The sequence below is a fragment of the Achromobacter deleyi genome, from assembly GCF_902859705.1.
In the GTDB taxonomy this organism is placed as follows: Bacteria; Pseudomonadota; Gammaproteobacteria; order Burkholderiales; family Burkholderiaceae_B; genus Achromobacter; species Achromobacter deleyi.
On sequence record NZ_CADIJO010000029.1, the window covers coordinates 45,936 to 62,719 of the forward strand.

The window sequence follows — 16,784 nt, forward strand, 5'->3', positions numbered from 1 at the left end:
CCCATGCCCGCCGCCTTTTTTTCGGTGCTGGGCATCACGCCCACGCCCGACCAGAAATCCATCCGGCGCGCCTACGCCGTCGCATTGAAAAAGATCGACCAGGCCGCGAACCCGGAAGGTTTTGCCGCGCTGCGCGAAGCCTATGAGCGTGCCCGCGCCTGGGCGGATGGACAAAGTTCGACGGCAGCGCCCTTCTCTGCACCCACCCCCCATCCCGCGGAGCGCCCCGAGCCAGACGTGCCGCCGGCGCCCTTGCGGCGCTCGTGGCCTGACGAACCCGCCCCCGAACCGCCTTCGGAATCCACGCCAGCGTCGGACCAGGGCCCTGAAACTTCGTCCCCCGACCGCCGCCGCGCACCACGCCGGTCGGCAAGACAAACCCACGACGCACACTCGCGGCCCGACCCGACGCCCGCTTCCGATCACACGCTGCCCAGCGCCGCCGAACGGGCCGAAGCGGTGGCGCACTGGACCCGCGAACTGATGGCTGCGGCGGACGATCAGGTGCAGCCGCTGCTTGACCGCGCGCTGCTGGACGAACGCCTGACCCACCTGGATGCCCGGCAAGACCTGGCCGCCAGCCTGGCGCATGCCATCCGCGCCCGGCCCAGCGGACGGTTGGCCCTGTTCAACACGGCCCGCCGCGCGTTCGATTGGAACGGCTTGAATGCCCCCTTTCCCTCCGACCCCGAACTCTCACGCTGGCTCGGCCACCTGCACGACCAGATGGAACTCTACGTCCATCTTCCGCCAGAGCAGCGCGTGCCCCTGGACGCCGTACTGGCGCTGGCGCGCAAGCGGGCCAAGCCCAGCCGCGTCGACGCGGTGTTGCACGGCGAACAGTTCGAGCGGCTCTACCTGGTGGCGCCGGAACTGGCGATGCTGGACCTGGGCGAAGCCCGCATCACGGCGTGGCGCAGCGCCATCGCCCGCGCCGAGCGCATCCGGCGGCTGGCAGACTGGCCTGCCAAGAACAAGCTGCTGATCGTCCTTGGCATCGTCGTCATCCTGGGCCTGGCTGCGATGTACCGGGACGCGCGCGACGGCACCACCTACCGGCCGGACCCGGCCAAGATGGCCCTGGCCGACACCCGCATCACCTTGCAGGCCCAGCGCGCCGCGGCCGCAGTCCGCCCCTGCGACAAGCAGGTGCAAAGTCCACCGCTGGGATGCCCGGCGCTGATCAACGGGCAATCCGAACCCTGGCCCCTGGACACGCCGAAGGTGCTGGTCATTACGGAAAAACCGGACCTGCGCTATCCCTACGAGGCCCAGATCAACGGTTTCACCGGTCCGGTCTGGGTGCGCGTGCTGCTCGACGAACAGGGCCAGGTCCAGCGGACCGCCCTGCTGTTTTCATCGAACCACGCCGACCTGGATGTGGCGGCGGTGAACGCCGCCCGGGCGGTGCGCCTGATGCCTGCTACCCGCGACGGCAAACCCGTGCCCAGCCAGGTGTTGTTGATGTTCGATTACAAGCTGGACAAGCGCTAGGCGGCCGCGCGTTGCGGTGCCGGCATCACATCGCCCATCGCCCCCATCGTCCACCCGCCCTCGCCATCCAGCGCCAGCCGGTGCGTATGGAACGGGTCCAGCGTGCTGCGATGGCCCACGCTGACCAGCATGCAATCGGGCAGTTCCTGGCGCAGCAGGCTGTACAGCATGTGTTCCAGGCCTTCGTCGGTGGCCGACGTGGCTTCGTCCAGGAACACGATGGCGGGCCGGTTGAACAGCACGCGAGCGAATGCCACGCGTTGCTGCTCGCCGATGGACAGGATGCGCGACCAGTCGGCCGCCTCGTCCAGACGCCCGGCCAGGTGGCCCAGGTTCACTTGCCGCAGCGCAGCCGCCAGGCGGGTGTCGTCCCCAGGCTGGGCGTGGCCCGGATACGCCACCGCATCACGCAGCGCACCCAGCGGCAGATAGGGTCGTTGCGACAGGAACAGCGCCGCCGCGCCCAGCGGCCGCTTCACGCTGCCCTGCGCATACGGCCACAGACCCGCCAGGGCGCGCAGCAGGGTCGTCTTGCCGCTGCCCGATGGCCCCTTGATGAGCAGGGACTGGCCCGGATGCAGCGACAGATTCAACTGGCGCAACAAGGCCTGCCCGTCGGGCCGCGACACATCCAGGCCAGTGATCTGCAAACCGTCGGGCAAGGGTTGCGGCTCGATGGCCGGCAGTTCACGCGCCGCGGCGTTCGCATCCAGAAAGCCCGCCAGGCGGTTCAACGTGGCGCGGTACTGGGCGAACGAATCGTACGAGGTACGAAAGAACGACAGCGAATCCTGCACCTGGCCGAAGGCCTGCGCGGTCTGCATGACGTCGCCCAGCTTGATGGCGCCGCTGAAGAAACGCTGCGCCTGCAACAGAAAGGGAAACACCACCGCCACCTGGCTGACCGCCAGGTTGAAGCCGTCGAACTTCAGGCCCCGGTACACCCGCGCCCACAGGTTGGCGATGTAGGCCGAAAACCGCGTCCAGAGCGTGGCGCGCTCGACGGCTTCGCCCTGATAGAAGGCCACGTTCTCGGCGTTTTCGCGCAGCCGCAGCAAGGCGTAGCGGAAGTTGGCGGTCAGGCGTTCGGACAGGAAGTTCAACAGGATCAACGGCCGTCCGATCTTGAAGGCGAACAGCGTGGCGACGATGACGTACAGGTACACCATGAAGACCATGGCGCGCGGGATCTCGACGCCGGCCACGCCCAGCGGCCCGGACAGGTTCCACAGGATGCCCGTGAACGCCACCAGCGACACCATGGCGCTGAGCGCACCGATGGCGAGGCTGCGCGAACCGGTGACGAACATCGAGATGTCCTGCTCGATGCGCTGGTCGGGGTTGTCCACCGGCTCGCCGACGAAGTGGCTGCGGTAGTAGGCGCGCGCGCCCAGCCAATCGCCGGTCAGGCGGTCGTTGAGCCACACCCGCCAGTGGATGTCGAAGGCCTGGCCGGCGTAGCTGTCGATCAGGGTGCGCACCACGTGCACGCTGGCCAGCACCGAAAAGATGCCCAGAAAGCGCCAGAACGCGGTCGGGTCCAGCGCCTGCAAGGCGCTGTAGAAGCCGTTGTACCAATAGGAAAACAGCACGGTCATGCGGACCGAGAACATCGCCAGGAACAGCAGTGCGGCCAGCGTCAACAGCGGCCGCCAGCTGCGGCGCGGCGTCAGGTAGGGCCAGGCCAGGCGCCAGAACTTGCGGCCCCAGTCGGTCCAGCGCGACAACGCCAGGGACACCGCCACCAGCGCGATGGCGGTGATGCCACAGGCGCGCGCCAGCCAAAGCGCGCTTTCCCATAACTGCTGCTGCCAGTTCAGATCCATGACATGCCCCTCTAGCGTCGTTTCTGGTTAGAACGGCGAAGGGGGGGTAGTTCCGGCGAAACCGCCGTCTTAAGCGTGGCTTAAGCGTTCGGCGGCGCAACTGAAGGCGGACTGAAAGACTGAACCAGCAAAGGCCGCAGCCAGCTGCGCAGCAACGGCACCATGCCGTGCAAGGCTGCCCTGGCCTTACCGCCCTCCCAGATCCAGATTGGCGAACGTGTCCGCCAGCGTCGGCACCGACCGCGCCGGCCAGATGGCGCTTAGGTCGAAGCTGGGCAGGCGTTCGCCGTCGCGCACCTCGCAGAAGCGCACGCCGCTGAAATCCAGCGATCGGATCCAGCTGGGCAGCAGCGCCACGCCGCAACCGCCGGCCACGCAGGCCAGCACGGTCAGGGTGCGGTTGGCTTCCTGCGCCACGTGGGCGTCGTGGCCGCCTTTGCGCATGGCGTCCAGGATGTCGGCATAGAACGCCGGCAATTGCGATTGCGGATACATCACCAGGCCGGCCTGGGCGATCTGCGCCATCGACACCTGGCCGTCGGGCGCAACCTCGAACTCATCCGGCACGGCCGCCACCAGGCGGTCGCGCAGCAGCTGGCGTTCGCGCATGCGGCCGCCCACCGCCACCGGGGTGTGCATCAGTCCGATATCGATCTCGCCGGTCTGCAAGGCTTCGGCCTGCTCGGCGTTGCTCATCTCGCGCAGGATGATGCGCACGCCGGGCGCCTGCCGCCGCATTTCGCGCAGCGCGCGGGGCAGCGTGTTGAACAGCGCCGACGACACCAGCCCCACCGTCAGTTGCCCGGCGCTGCCACGGCCGATTTCCTGGGCGCGGCGGGCGGCGGCATCGATGCGCGTGACGCTGGCGCGCACGTCTTCCAGGATGGCGATGGCGGCCGGCGTGGGGGTGCTGCCCTGGCGCGAGCGTTCGAACAGGCGCACGCCCAGGTCTTTTTCCATGCGGCCCAGCGCCTGGCTGAGCGCCGGCTGGGCAATGCCCAGCCATTCCGAGGCGCGGCTGACGCTGCCGTGGTCGACGACGGCCAGAAAATAGCGCAGATGCCGGGTTTCCATATCAATCCAATATAAATAAAGCGCTTTTACACAATAGAAAACTATACCTGGTCTCCCTACAATCCCGCCTTACAAAACCTTACAGAAGCGTGCGGGCCACCGGCTCCGCACCCGCCCCAGGAGACCCGCCTTGCCCCCGTCCGCGACCGGCCCCGCCGTCGACACCCACGCCCACGTATTCCGGCAAGGCCTGGCGCTGGCGGACACGCGCCGCCACACCCCCGACTACGACGCCACGCTGGACCAATACCTGGCCCTGCTGGATACGCACGGCCTGACCCACGGCGTGCTGGTGCAGCCCAGTTTCCTGGGCACCGACAACAGCCACCTGGTTCAGGCGCTGCGTGCGCAACCCGATCGGCTGCGCGGCGTGGCAGTGGTGGACCCCACCATTGCGGACGAGGCGTTGCAGGCCCTGGCTGCGGCCGGCGTGGTCGGCATCCGCCTGAACCTGATCGGCCTGCCCTTGCCCGACGTCGCGGCGCCGGCCTGGCGCCATCTGCTGGACCGCGTCAATGCGCTGGGCTGGCATGTCGAAATCCACGTGCAGGCCGCGCGCCTGGCCGATATCATGCCGGCGCTGCTGCAAGCCGGCTGCCGCCTGGTGGTGGACCATTTCGGCCGGCCCGACCCTGCGCTGGGCGTGGCCGACCCGGGCTTTGCCTACCTGCTGCGCCAGGCCGACAGCGCCCGCGTCTGGGTCAAGCTGGCGGCCGCGTACCGCAATTGGCCCGCGCCCGCCTGTGCCGCATCCGGGCGCGAGGCCACGCAGCAATTGCTGCGCGCCTACACGCCCGCCCGACTCATGTGGGGCAGCGACTGGCCCCACACCGAGCATCGCCACCTGGCGTCCTACCCTGCGGCGACGCAGTGGCTGGACGCCTGGATCGACGACCCCGCGCAACGGCGCGCCGTTCTCGCCGACACGCCGTTGCAGCTGTTCCAATTCCAAGGAGACCCACGATGACCCCTCTGTTCAAACGCCTCGCGCGACGCAGCAGCCTGCTGGCCGCCGCCGGAGTGCTGGCCGGCGCTGCCGGCGCGGCACAGGCCGCCTATCCCGAGCGCGCCGTCACGCTGGTCGTGACCTACCCGCCCGGCGGCACGGTCGACGTGGTGGCCCGCCTGATCGGCCCCAAGCTGGCGGCCGAACTGGGCCAGCCGGTGGTGATCGAAAACCGCGGCGGCGCCGGCGGCATGATCGGCGGCGCGGTGGTGGCCAAGGCCCAGCCCGACGGCTACACGCTGATGCTGGACGCGTCCAACCACGCGCAGAACCCCGCCCTGCACCCCAAGATGCAGTTCGACACGCTGACCGCCTTTGCCCCGGTATCGCTGCTGCTGCGCGTGCCCAACGTACTGGTGGTGACGCCGTCGTACGAAGTCAAGACCGTGGCCGACCTGATCAAGCTGGGCCAGCCCGGCGCCAAGGACCATGTCTATTTCGCCTCGGCCGGCCCCGGCTCGGCGCAGCACCTGGCCGGCGAGCTGTTCAACCTGCTGGCCAAGACCCAGCTGCAGCACGTGGCCTACAAGGGCGGCGGCCCGGCCATGATCGACGTCATGTCCGGCCAGGTGCCGGTGATGTTCGCCAGCATGGGCTCGGCCTGGCAGCACGTGAAGAACGGCAAGCTGCGCGCCGTGGCCGTGGGCGGATCGCAACGCTCGAAGGCGGCGCCCGACCTGCCCACCATCGCCGAATCCGGCGTGCCGGGCTACGAGACCTATGAATGGAATGCCGTGTTCGCGCCCGCCGGCACGCCGCCCGAGATCGTCAATCAGGTCTCGCAAGCCCTGGCCAAGGTGCTGAAAGACCCGCAGATCGCCGAACAGCTCGAAGGCATCGGCGCCGAGCCCATCGGCTCGACGCCCGCCGAACTGGATACCTTCCGCCGCGCCGAAATCGAAAAATGGCAACGCGTGGTCAAGGAAGCCGGTCTGAAATTGGATTGAGTACTGCCCGGACCTGGCCGCGTCGCGCATCCCCCGGGATGCCAGGCACGGCCCGATGGTCCGCTACCGGAATGCCGGTCTTGGGGCGCCCTTTGGGGCGCCCGTTTTTTTTTGGACGGTTTTTTGGTTGTTTTTTTGGTTTTACGCGGCCCCCCCGATGCGATACAAAGAGCGGATCGAATGCGCCCAGGGAAGTCCGGAACGAGATGAACCAAGAAAGCAACGAGCCATCACCGCCCCCGCCCGCCGGCGCGGCCACCCCCGCCACGGCCAACCTGGACGGCGCCGCGCTCGACGGCCTGGCCGACGGCTTCATCTCGCTGGATCGCACATGGCACGTGCGCTACGTGAACCCCGCCGCCGAACGGCTGCTGCGCCGCAGCAGCCAAGACCTGGTGGGACAGGCCCTGTGGGATGCCTGTCCCGACCTGGTCGGCACCGGCTACTACGAGGCCTGTCGCGCCGCGCTGCAAACGGGCCGCCCGGCCAACCATACCGGCTATTACGCGCCGCTGGCCACGTGGTACGAGGCCCGCGCCTTTCCCCACGACAAGGGCTTGGCCGTGCTGCTGCGCGATGTCTCGCGCGAACGCGAAGAAACGGCCCAGCTCAGATACCAGGCCACGCATGACTACCTGACCGGCCTGCCCAACCGGCGCCAGTGCATGGAAACGCTGTCCGGCGCCATCGCCGACGCGACGCCGGGGCTGACCGCGCAGAACCCGTCGCTGGCCGTGCTGTTCCTGGACCTGGATCGGTTCAAGGAGGTCAACGACGCCTTTGGCCATGCCGAGGGCGACCTGCTGCTGTGCGACGTTGCCGAGCGGCTGCGCAAGTTCCTGACGCCGTCGATCTTCTGCGCCCGCGTCGGCGGCGACGAATTCCTGCTGGTGCTGCGCGACACCAACGAGCGCGCGGCCGAAGCGCTGGCCAATTCGATCCTGAATGCGCTGTCGCGGCCCAGCGACATCCATGGCCGTTCGGTGTCGCTGGGCGCGTGCATCGGCATCGCGATGCTGAACACGCCCGGCGAGTCCGCCGAGATGCTGCTGAACTACGCCGATGCCGCGATGTACGCCGCCAAGTCGGCCGGCCGCTTCCAGGTGCGCCTGTACCACCGCGAACTGATGCAGGGCCTGGGCGCGCGCCTGTCTCTGCGCGGCGATATTCAGGGCGCGCTGACCAACAACCAGTTCGAACTGCACTTCCAGCCGCAGATCAGCATGCACGACGGGTCGCTGTGCGGCGCCGAAGCGCTGCTGCGCTGGCGCCATCCCACCCGCGGCCTGCTGGGCCCGGCCGCGTTCCTGGACGTGATCCTGGATTCGCCGCTGGAATCGGCGCTGACCGAGTGGGTGGCCAACGCCACCTGCCAGCACATCAGCGAATGGCTGGCCGATGCCCTGCCGGTGCCGCGCATCTCGTTCAACCTGTCGGCCCGCCAATTGGTCGCGCCCGACCTGGCCGGCACCATCGTGCGGCTGGCGCAGGTGCATGGCGTGCCGCCGACGCTGCTGGACGTCGAGGTGACTGAAAACTCGCTGATGAGCGATGTCGAAAAGGCCTCGACCATTCTGATGGAACTGCGCCAGGCGGGTATCTCGGCGTCGCTGGATGACTTCGGGTCCGGCTATTCCAGCCTGGCCTACCTGGTGCGGCTGCCGATCGACACGCTCAAGATCGACCAGTCCTTCGTCTGGGCGCTGGGCAAGATGCCGACGGCCACCGCCGTGATCCGCGGCGTGGTACGCCTGGCGCATTCGCTGGGCATGCGCACGCTGGCCGAAGGCGTCGAAACCGAGGCGCAGCGGCAGATGCTGATCGAAGAAGGCTGCGATGCCATGCAGGGGTTCCTCTTCAGCCGCGCCCTGCCCGCCAGCGCGTTTGCCGCGCTGCTACGCGACTCGCAGTCGTGACGCTGTCACGCAGGCGCGGCGCCAACCGCTATCATGTCCGGCTGATGTCTGGATGAACCACGATGGAAAAGATACGGCTGGATAAATGGCTCTGGGCGGCGCGCTTCTACAAGACGCGCAGCCTGGCGGTGGACGAAATCGGCAAGGGCCGGGTGCAGGTCAACGGCCAGCCCGCCAAGCCGGCGCGCGAAGTCGGCGCAGGCGACCTGGTCAGCATCCGCAAGGAAGACCCTGCGCTGCACGTGCGCGTGGTGGCGGTCAGCGGCGTGCGCGGCCCGGCGCCGGTGGCCCGGCTGTTGTACGAGGAAACCCCCGAAAGCGCCGCCGCCCGCGCCCGCGCGGCGGAAATGCGGCGCCTGGCGCCGGAACCCGCGCTGGACATCGCCGCCGGCCGCCCGACCAAGCGCGATCGGCGGCTGATCGATCAGATGCGCGGCAAGTAAGCGGCGCGCCTCACACTCAACGACGACGCCGCGCCGGCCCGGCCAACGCGCAGGCCAGGCCAAACAAACCCGGCTTTACAGCGCCCGCCCCACGATCAGCGAATCCAGCGCCATCTCAGGCTCGGCGCTCTTGCCTTCGTACGGCAGGCGGCCGATCAGGTAGCGCATGGCGTTCAGGCGCGCGCGCTTCTTGCAGTCGGACTTGACGACGATCCACGGCGCATCGGCGGTGTCGGTGTGCGCGAACATCGCTTCCTTGGCGCGGGTGTAGTCGTCCCACTTGTCCAGCGAGGCCAGGTCGACCGGGCTGAGCTTCCACTGCTTGAGCGGATGCACCTTGCGTTGCAGGAAGCGGCGGCGCTGTTCTTCCTGGCTGACCGAAAACCAGAACTTCACCAGGTGGATGCCGCTGGCGACCAGGTTGCGTTCGAAATCGGGCACCTGGCGCAGGAATTCAAGATATTCCGCCTGCGTGCAAAAGCCCATCACGCGTTCGACGCCGGCGCGGTTGTACCAGGAGCGGTCGAACATCACGATCTCGCCCGCCGTGGGCAGGTGCTGCACATAGCGCTGGAAATACCATTGGCCGCGCTCGGTGTCGGACGGTTTTTCCAGCGCCACCACGCGCGCGCCGCGCGGATTCAGGTGTTCCATCATGCGCTTGATGGTGCCGCCCTTGCCGGCCGCATCGCGCCCTTCGAAGAGAATCACCACGCGCTGGCCGGTCGCCTTGACCCAGGCCTGCAATTTCAGCAGTTCCACCTGCAAGGCGTACTTCTGCTTTTCGTAATTGCGCCGCAGCATGCGGTGCTTGTAGGGGTAGATGCCTTCGCGCCAATCGGTGGCCAGTTCCTCGTCGGGATTGCGGCGGGCGGCGGGCGCCTGCGCATTGGCTTGCAGCAGCGCGCGGTGCACGGCCATCGCGTCGTCGGGCGACAGTTCTTCGATGACCGAGCGCAGTGCCTCGTGGGCCTCGCCGGATTCGCCCACGGTGTAGCGGCGGGCAATGTCGGCCAGCACGGCCGTGGTTTCCTGGCGCGCGGCGACCTCACGCGCGTTGACGCGCTTGCGGGCCGTGACGGCGGGCTCGATGGACGGCAGTTGGGTGGCGGCGGCATCTGCTTGCTTGCTGCGCGAGGCGGACGATGCGGTGCCCGGCGTGCGGCGCGCGGCTTGCGGGCGCTTGGCGGCCGATGTACGTACCCCGGCGGTGCGCTTGGCGGCGGACTTGGTAGCCGGCTTGGCGGCGATGTCGGCCTGGGTCGATTCGGAGGCTTGCGAGGTCTTGTCTGTCATGGATCCCTGTCCTTGCTGCGCGTGGGGCCCGGCCAGTCGCCGGCGACCCGTCAGGAAAAAGCGCAACCCTAACCCGCGCCATGGCGCGGGACGTTGATATGAATCAAGACTTGTAACATCTTTGCAGCCTGCGGCCAGGATGCCCGCTTTTGCCGGGATCGCCTTGCAGGGATTTGCGCGCCCGTCATACGGCCGGCGCCACCCGCCGGTACACTGCCGCATCGAATCCGCTTCCACTACGCCACCATGTGGTCATTGCTGAAAAGGCTGCTTGCCGGCCCGCCTGCCCCACCCGACCCGTTCGCCGAAACCATCCGCTTCGACGACGCCGGCTTCACACGCGCCAGCGAGCTGGCCGCGCGCATGGGCCTGCGCCAATCGTGGCCCTGGGAAGACGTGCATGAATTCGGCTTCCGCTTTCGGCAGGCGGTGTTTCCGGACCCCTGGCACGGCGACTACATGGAAGGCCTGTGGTACGTGCGGGTGCAGGACGACGGCGCGTTGATGGCGGTGGAATTCGACGAGGACGTGCTGGACGCGCAGGCTTTGCCGCCGGCCCTGCTGCGGCACATGCCGGGCCTGAACCACGAGGTGCTGCGCGCCGGCCTGGCCGCCGCGAAACGCGGGCCGCGCCACTTCGACGGCGCGGGCGAATGGGTGGCCTGGCAGCGAGATTCGATTGCGCCGGAAAAGGCCGCACAGTAACATTTACCGCCAATTATTTCTCGCCCCTTCCGCCCGCCGTGGACACGCGCAAAGACCCCATCCTGAGCCTTGAAAGCGTGCCCTCGGAAACGGCGGCAGACCCGGCGCTGGCCGCCTCGCCAGCCACGGTCGGTTCAGCGGTGGCTCCCACGGCGGCCGACCCGCTGGCCGCCGCCCTGCGGACCTCGCCCACCGCCGGCCGCGCGCTCAAGTTCTGCACCTGGGCGATCTATATCGGCCTCTGGTTGATGGCAATCAGCGTGCGACGTTACTCACCGTCGATGGATGCCAGCCCGGCAGCGACCGTTGGCTACGGCCTCGGCGCGGCCATCGCGCTGGCGATTCCGCCTGCGGTCGTGATCGGGGTGCTGTCACTGTTCAAGCGCCTGCGCACCCCTCGCAGCCGCACGCGCATCGCGTTCGGCGTGGGCCTGGCGCTCGTGGCCACGTTCGTCACGGTGAGCGCGATGGGCGCCTACCAGCGGGTGCAGAAAGACACCGCCTACGCCGAGATCCGCCATGCCGGCGAGCTGATGCGCACGGCCATGTACGCCGTCGACCATCCGACCGGCGACGTGCCCGATATCGACCCCACCCCCAAGGCGCGCGGCGCCTACGGCCAGATCGAGCGCGGCGTGAAGCTGATGCTGGGCCAGCGCCTGGCGCAATACCGCGCCTACATGAAGGAACTGGACGAGGTACGGCTGTCGGAACTGTTCATCGCCAACCGGCTGGCGCGCGACCGCGGGCTGGTTGAAAGCCGGCTGATCCTTGAACAATCGCAGCGCATCGTGCAGAAATACAGCCAGCAGAACCAGAAGCTGCTGGCCGACGTGCCCGTCATCATCCGCAGCCTGGACCTGACGGAACAGCAGAAGAACCAGATGATCGAAGGCGCCCTGAAGTCGCGCGCAACCCAGCGGGCAACCCTGACGCGCAACTGGGACATCGAACGCCAGACGCTGGCCGAGTTCGAAAAGATGATCAACCTGCTCGACGACAACCGCCGGTCGTGGCGCGCCGAGCATGACGAGATCGTGTTCGACCAGGACGCGCTCTTGACGCGCTTCCAGGCGCATCAGTTGACGGTGCGGCGCCTGACCGACGAACGCACCCGGCTGGAACTGCAGCAGTTCGACAACCTGACGTCGGACCTGCGCTGAGGTCATCTCTGCGCTGACGCAGAACCGGCGAAGTCGCAGGATCGGCATCACTGCGTATCCTGCGCCACACCGCCCCCTCGCCGCGCCTACACCCGATCCAGCCCCTGCTTGAGGTCGGCCAGGATATCCGCGGCAGTTTCCAATCCCACCGACAGACGCAACAACCCTTCCGACAAGCCGTATTTCTCGCGGTCTTCGGCCGTGTAGCTGGCGTGCGTCATCGATGCCGGGTGCTGGATCAGCGTTTCCGGATCGCCCAGGCTGACGGCGATGCGCGCCAGTTTCAGGCTGTTGAGCAGACGCCGGCCGGCGTCCAGCCCGCCTTTCAGTTCGAACGCCACCAGGCCGCCGCCCGCCGCCTGCTGGCGCTGGGCGATCTCGGCCCCCGCAGTGCCCGCCAGGCCGGGATAGAACACGTCGGCCACGGCCGTATGTTCACGCAGGAACTTTGCCACCTTCAGCGCCGATTCGCTGTGGCGTTCCACCCGCAGTTCCAGCGTCTTGATGCCGCGCAGCACCAGGAACGCGGTGAACGGCGACAGCGTCGCGCCGGTGAAATAGCGCAGGCCTTGCAGCCGGATCGCATCGATATGCTCTTTGCGCCCCACCACCGCGCCGGCCAGCAGGTCGCCGTGGCCGCCCAGGTACTTGGTGGCCGAATGCAGCACGATGTCGGCGCCGTGTTCCAGCGGGCGCTGCAGCACCGGCGTGGCAAAGGTGTTGTCGACGATGGTCAACAGACCCTTGCCGCGCGCAATCGCCGACACCGCGGCAATGTCCACCAGCCGCAGGTTGGGGTTGGCCGGCGTTTCAAAGTAGACCGCGCGGGTCTTGGGGCCGATGGCCGCGGCGACCGTTTCCGGACGGGTGAAGTCCGCGAACACGGCGCGGATGCCCAGGCGCGGCAGGCCCTGCGCGAACAGCGTGAAGGCAGTGCCGTAAACAATCTGATCCACCACGATCTCGTCGCCGCTTTGCAGCAGCGACAGCAGCGTGGCCGAAATGGCAGCCATGCCGGATGCCGTCACCACGCCGGCCTCGGCGCCTTCCAGCGACGCCAGCCGCTCTTCCAGCAGCGCCTGCGTGGGGTTGCGGGTGCGGCCATAGACGTAGCCGGCCTTCTCGCCCAGGCGGATCTGGTCGAAGGCCTCGAGGCTGTCCTGCGTGTAGGTGGACGTCAGGTACAGCGGCGGCGACAGCGCGCCTTGCTCGTCCAGCGGCTCGTAGCCCAGGTGGATGGCGCGGGTGGCAAAACCGTGTTGGGGCGAATCGGACATGAGAAGGCTCCAGGAAAAGTCAGGATGCGGACGGCGCGGCGCGCCCTCAACGCTTGTGGTCGGCGCGGCGCGACAGCCATTCGCCGGTGAATTGCACGATCGACACCAGCGCGATCAGGATGACGATCACTTCGAACATCACGCGGGTTTCATAACGTTCGTAGCCGTAGCGGATAGCCAGGTCGCCCAGGCCGCCCGCGCCCACCGCGCCGGCCATGGCCGAGGCGTTGATCATGGCGATGACGCTGACGGTCATGCCGCCGATGATGCCGGGCAGCGCCTCGGGCAGCAGCACGTGGCGCACGATGTGCCAGCGGCGGCACCCCATGGCGCGGGCCGCTTCCACCAGCCCATGGTCGACGTCGTTCAGGCTGACCTGGGCGATGCGCGCAAAGAACGGCACCAGGTTGGCCGACAGCGGCACGATCGCCGCCCAGGTGCCCAGCGTGGTGCCCACCAGCATCCGCGTGAACGGCAGCATCGCCACCAGCAGGATGATGAAGGGAATGGCACGAAAGGTATTCACGGTGACCGACAGCGCCTTGTTCAGGCGCGGCTTGGGGTACAGGTTGCCGGGCGCGGTCACCGTCAGCACCACGGCCAGCGTCAGGCCGGCGATGATGGCGATGGCAGCGGAAATGCCCACCATCGTCAGCGTCTGCAGGAAGGCCTGCGCGTATTTATCAAGCATCGACAGCGACATATCCCAGCACCTTGATCTGATCGGCCACCAGCGCGGCGCGCGCGGCCTCTTCCTGTAGCACCGCAGCGGGCACCGATACCAGCAGGCTGCCCTGCGCATGGCCGCGCAGGCGGTCCAGCCCGCCGTGCAGCAGCGTCGCGCCCGGCCCCAGCGCCGCCAGCGCTTGCAGCGACACGCCTTCGGGGCGACCCTGGCCGGTAAAGCGCAAGCGCAATACGGCCACGCCCGGCCGGCCGTCCAGGCCTTGCAGATCGGGCACCAGCCGCGCCGCCAGGTCCGCCGGCAGGTCGTGCTGCAAGGGGCGCAGCAAGGCGCGCGTGGCATCGGCCTGCGGATCGCCGAACACGCGCCAGACGTCGCCGTGTTCCACCTTGCGGCCGCCGTCCAGCACCAGCACCTTGTGGCAGACCTCGCGAATCACCGCCATGTCGTGAGTGATCAGCACGACTGTCAGGCCCAGCTTGCGATTGATGTCCTGCAGCAGCGCCAGGATGGACTGCGTGGTTTCCGGGTCCAGCGCGGACGTGGCTTCGTCGCACAGCAGGATTTCGGGGTTGTGCACCAGCGCCCGGGCGATGCCCACGCGCTGCTTCTGGCCGCCCGACAGCTTGGCCGGATAGGTATCCGCCTTGTCGCGCAGCCCCACCAGGTCCAGTAGCGCATCGACCCGGGCCCGCGCCGCGGCCGGCTTCACGCCCGCCACGCGCAGCGGCAGGGCCACGTTTTCCGCCACCGTCTTGGCCGACAGCAGGTTGAAGTGCTGGAAGATCATGCCGATGCGGCGGCGCAGGCCCACCAGCGCGTCCTCGTCCAGGCTGCCGACGTCCACGCCGTCCACCCGCACCCGGCCGGCGCTGGGCCGCTCAAGCATGTTGATGGAACGCAGCAGGGTCGACTTGCCGGCGCCGCTGCGCCCGATGATGCCGAACACCTCGCCGCGCGAGATCGAAAACGAAATGTCCGACAGCGCCGCAACCGGGCCCTGCGGGCCGGGATAGTGCTTCTGCAGGCCTTCGAAGACGATGTGCGCATCCGGCGCCGCGCCGGCTTCGGCCTGCGCGGCTTCGTGCGGCAGGGAAAACTCGTGTTGGATCATGACGCGCTTAGAAGACCGGAATCACCGAGCCTTCGTACTTGCTCAAAATGAACTGGCGCACTTCCTCGGAGTGGTAGGCCTTGACCAATTCCGGCACCCACGGCGCGTTCTTGTCCTTTTCGCGCACGGCAATGATGTTCACGTACGGGTTGTTTTCTTTCTTCTCGACCGCGATGCCGTCGCGCGTGGCGATCAGCCCGGCCTGGTAGGCAAAGCTGTTGACGATGGCCGCGGTGTCCACATCAGGCAGCGAGCGGGCCAGCACCACCGAGGCGCTTTCCACGAAGTCCAGCTTCTTGGGGTTGGACGTCACGTCCGCCAGCGTGGCGGTGCCCGTGGCCGGATCAAAGCCGTCGCGCAGCGTGATCAGGCCGTTGTCGCGCAGGATCACCAGCGCGCGGGTCTGGTTGCTGGGGTCGTTGGGAATGCCGACCTTGGCGCCGTTGGGCAGGTCTTTCAGCGACTTGTACTTCCTGGAATAGAACGCGATGGGCGAGATCAGCGTGTTGGCCACCGACACCAGCTTGTAGCCGCGCTGCTTGATCTGGTCGTTCAGGAAGGGAATGTGCTGGAAGGCGTTGGCGTCCAGGTCACCGTTGTTCAGCGCCTCGTTGGGGCTGGCGGTGCCGGTGATGACGATCGGTTCGACGGCCAGGCCATTCTTCTTGGCGACCTGCGCCACGACTTCCCAGATCTGCTCGTCCACGCCGCCGCGCACGCCCACCTTCAGGGGCCTGGGATCAGCCGAGAATGCCGGTCCGTGGAACATCGCCGCAGCGGCCAGCACGGCGCCCAGCAGACCCTTGATGAGCGTGCCCGTGCGGGCGGAGAAAGTACGGGGAGTCATATGGAAATCGCCTCTAAGTCAAACCGGTTATGAGAGAGACGATTCTAGGGATGGCTCCTGCGCGCACGAACGAATAGTTGGTTGAGTCCTTATTACAGGGGTGTTTGGTTATGTGGCGGGCGCATATGGCGGCGGCGTGAAAAGCCTGAACCGCTTGGGGCGGACGGGCGCAAAGTCCCGGTCCGCCAGCCTGGCATTCAGAACGGCTTGACGACCACCAGCGTCACGATCACCGCGGCCGCAATGACCGTGAACGGCGCATACAGATCGACCAAGGGCGGTCGCTTGGCGCTGCCCTGGGCCAGGCGGCGCAGCGCCGCGCTCTGGATGCCCAGCAGCGCCGACAGTGCCAGCGCCAGCGCCACCTTGATCCACAGCCAGTTCATGGCGAACCAGCCGAAGGTCATGGCCAGGTGCAGGCCGACCAGCCAGGTCAGCACCATGGCCGGCGTGGTCACGAACAGCGTCCAGCGGCGCAGCGCGCCCAGCATCTTGCGTTCCTTGGGCGCCTCGTCGCTGTCGGGCGGCTGCGACGACAACAGGAACAGGGACACGAACAACGAGCCGCACAGCCATGCGACCACGGCGGCGACATGCAGCATTTTCAGGAGTTGGTAGGTCATGCGCGGCATTATCGCCGGACGGCGGGCGGATGCGGGGTGGTATTGCGGCCCGGGTTTGCGCTGGGGCAAACGCGATGACGCCGGGCACCAAGGCCGCGTGTGAATCCCGCCGTGGCGGCGGCCTGCGCCGCCTGCTAGAGGAGACGGCCTGCGCCGCCTGTTGGAGGAGACGGCCTGCGCCGCGCCAGTCGGGGCAGTTACTTGGCGGCGTCGGCGGCCGGCTGCGTGGCAGGCGTGGCGGGCGTCGCTGCCGGCGTGGCCGCGGCAGGCGTGGTCGGAGTGGCAGGCGTGGTGGGGCTGGAGGCCGCCGCAGCCGGAACCGCCGCATCCCCCTTCACCGCCGGGCTGGCCGGCGCGGCGGACGCCCC

At 67.9% G+C, this 16,784-nt stretch carries 15 protein-coding genes; 7 read left to right on the top strand and 8 right to left on the bottom strand.

Annotation, left to right across the window (positions count from 1 at the left end; translation table 11 throughout):
• Positions 1–3: 3 nt before the first annotated feature.
• Positions 4–1,494: a TonB family protein gene (locus HV798_RS27390; RefSeq protein ID WP_175195662.1), complete on the top strand. Its 1,491-nt coding sequence runs from the start codon at positions 4–6 to the stop codon at positions 1,492–1,494.
• Here the strand turns inward: HV798_RS27390 and HV798_RS27395 are convergent.
• Positions 1,491–3,320 (bottom strand): ABC transporter ATP-binding protein/permease, encoded by a 1,830-nt coding sequence (locus HV798_RS27395; RefSeq protein ID WP_175195660.1) that lies wholly within the window; start codon positions 3,318–3,320, stop codon positions 1,491–1,493. The genes HV798_RS27390 and HV798_RS27395 overlap by 4 nt on opposite strands.
• Positions 3,321–3,506: 186 nt before the next feature.
• The gene (locus HV798_RS27400) at positions 3,507–4,394 is read right to left on the bottom strand and encodes a LysR family transcriptional regulator (protein WP_175195658.1); all 888 of its coding nucleotides are present in this window, start codon (positions 4,392–4,394) and stop codon (positions 3,507–3,509) included.
• 130 nt (positions 4,395–4,524) lie between these two features.
• On the opposite strand from HV798_RS27400, the gene HV798_RS27405 reads away from it, so the two are divergent.
• The 4 genes from HV798_RS27405 (at position 4,525) to HV798_RS27420 (ending at position 8,706) form a co-directional block, all read left to right on the top strand.
• Positions 4,525–5,361 (top strand): amidohydrolase family protein, encoded by an 837-nt coding sequence (locus tag HV798_RS27405; protein WP_175195656.1) that lies wholly within the window; start codon positions 4,525–4,527, stop codon positions 5,359–5,361.
• A complete protein-coding gene (locus tag HV798_RS27410; RefSeq protein ID WP_175195654.1) occupies positions 5,358–6,347 on the top strand; it encodes a tripartite tricarboxylate transporter substrate binding protein in 990 nt (329 codons plus the stop codon). Before HV798_RS27405 ends, HV798_RS27410 begins: the two co-directional genes overlap by 4 nt.
• A 206-nt stretch (positions 6,348–6,553) precedes the next feature.
• Positions 6,554–8,263, top strand: a complete 1,710-nt coding sequence (locus HV798_RS27415) for a putative bifunctional diguanylate cyclase/phosphodiesterase (RefSeq protein WP_175195652.1) — start codon at positions 6,554–6,556, stop codon at positions 8,261–8,263.
• A gap of 62 nt (positions 8,264–8,325) precedes the next feature.
• Positions 8,326–8,706 carry an RNA-binding S4 domain-containing protein gene (locus HV798_RS27420; RefSeq protein ID WP_175195650.1) on the top strand — a complete coding sequence of 127 codons (381 nt, stop codon included), beginning with the start codon at positions 8,326–8,328 and terminating at the stop codon, positions 8,704–8,706.
• 75 nt (positions 8,707–8,781) lie between these two features.
• Here HV798_RS27420 and ppk2 read toward each other — a convergent pair whose 3' ends face one another.
• Positions 8,782–10,002, bottom strand: a complete 1,221-nt coding sequence (gene ppk2, locus HV798_RS27425) for a polyphosphate kinase 2 (protein ID WP_175216601.1) — start codon at positions 10,000–10,002, stop codon at positions 8,782–8,784.
• 246 nt (positions 10,003–10,248) lie between these two features.
• Here ppk2 and HV798_RS27430 point away from each other — a divergent pair, with 246 nt between their 5' ends.
• Positions 10,249–10,707 (top strand): hypothetical protein, encoded by a 459-nt coding sequence (locus HV798_RS27430; protein WP_175195646.1) that lies wholly within the window; start codon positions 10,249–10,251, stop codon positions 10,705–10,707.
• A gap of 38 nt (positions 10,708–10,745) precedes the next feature.
• Positions 10,746–11,870 carry a hypothetical protein gene (locus tag HV798_RS27435; protein ID WP_175195644.1) on the top strand — a complete coding sequence of 375 codons (1,125 nt, stop codon included), beginning with the start codon at positions 10,746–10,748 and terminating at the stop codon, positions 11,868–11,870.
• 86 nt (positions 11,871–11,956) lie between these two features.
• Here the strand turns inward: HV798_RS27435 and HV798_RS27440 are convergent, their stop codons facing one another.
• From HV798_RS27440 to HV798_RS27460, 5 genes are all read right to left on the bottom strand, one after another.
• Positions 11,957–13,147 (bottom strand): trans-sulfuration enzyme family protein, encoded by a 1,191-nt coding sequence (locus HV798_RS27440; protein ID WP_175195642.1) that lies wholly within the window; start codon positions 13,145–13,147, stop codon positions 11,957–11,959.
• A gap of 46 nt (positions 13,148–13,193) precedes the next feature.
• Complete coding sequence (locus HV798_RS27445) at positions 13,194–13,850, bottom strand: methionine ABC transporter permease (RefSeq protein ID WP_025135700.1); 657 nt, start codon at positions 13,848–13,850, stop codon at positions 13,194–13,196.
• Entirely contained in the window at positions 13,831–14,946 is a 1,116-nt protein-coding gene (locus HV798_RS27450) for a methionine ABC transporter ATP-binding protein (RefSeq protein WP_025135699.1), read from the bottom strand. The genes HV798_RS27445 and HV798_RS27450 overlap by 20 nt, the downstream gene beginning before the upstream one ends.
• A gap of 7 nt (positions 14,947–14,953) precedes the next feature.
• A complete protein-coding gene (locus HV798_RS27455) occupies positions 14,954–15,793 on the bottom strand; it encodes a MetQ/NlpA family ABC transporter substrate-binding protein (protein ID WP_175195640.1) in 840 nt (279 codons plus the stop codon).
• Positions 15,794–15,990: 197 nt separating this feature from the next.
• Entirely contained in the window at positions 15,991–16,416 is a 426-nt protein-coding gene (locus HV798_RS27460; protein WP_246289231.1) for a CopD family protein, read from the bottom strand.
• Positions 16,417–16,784 lie beyond the last annotated feature (368 nt).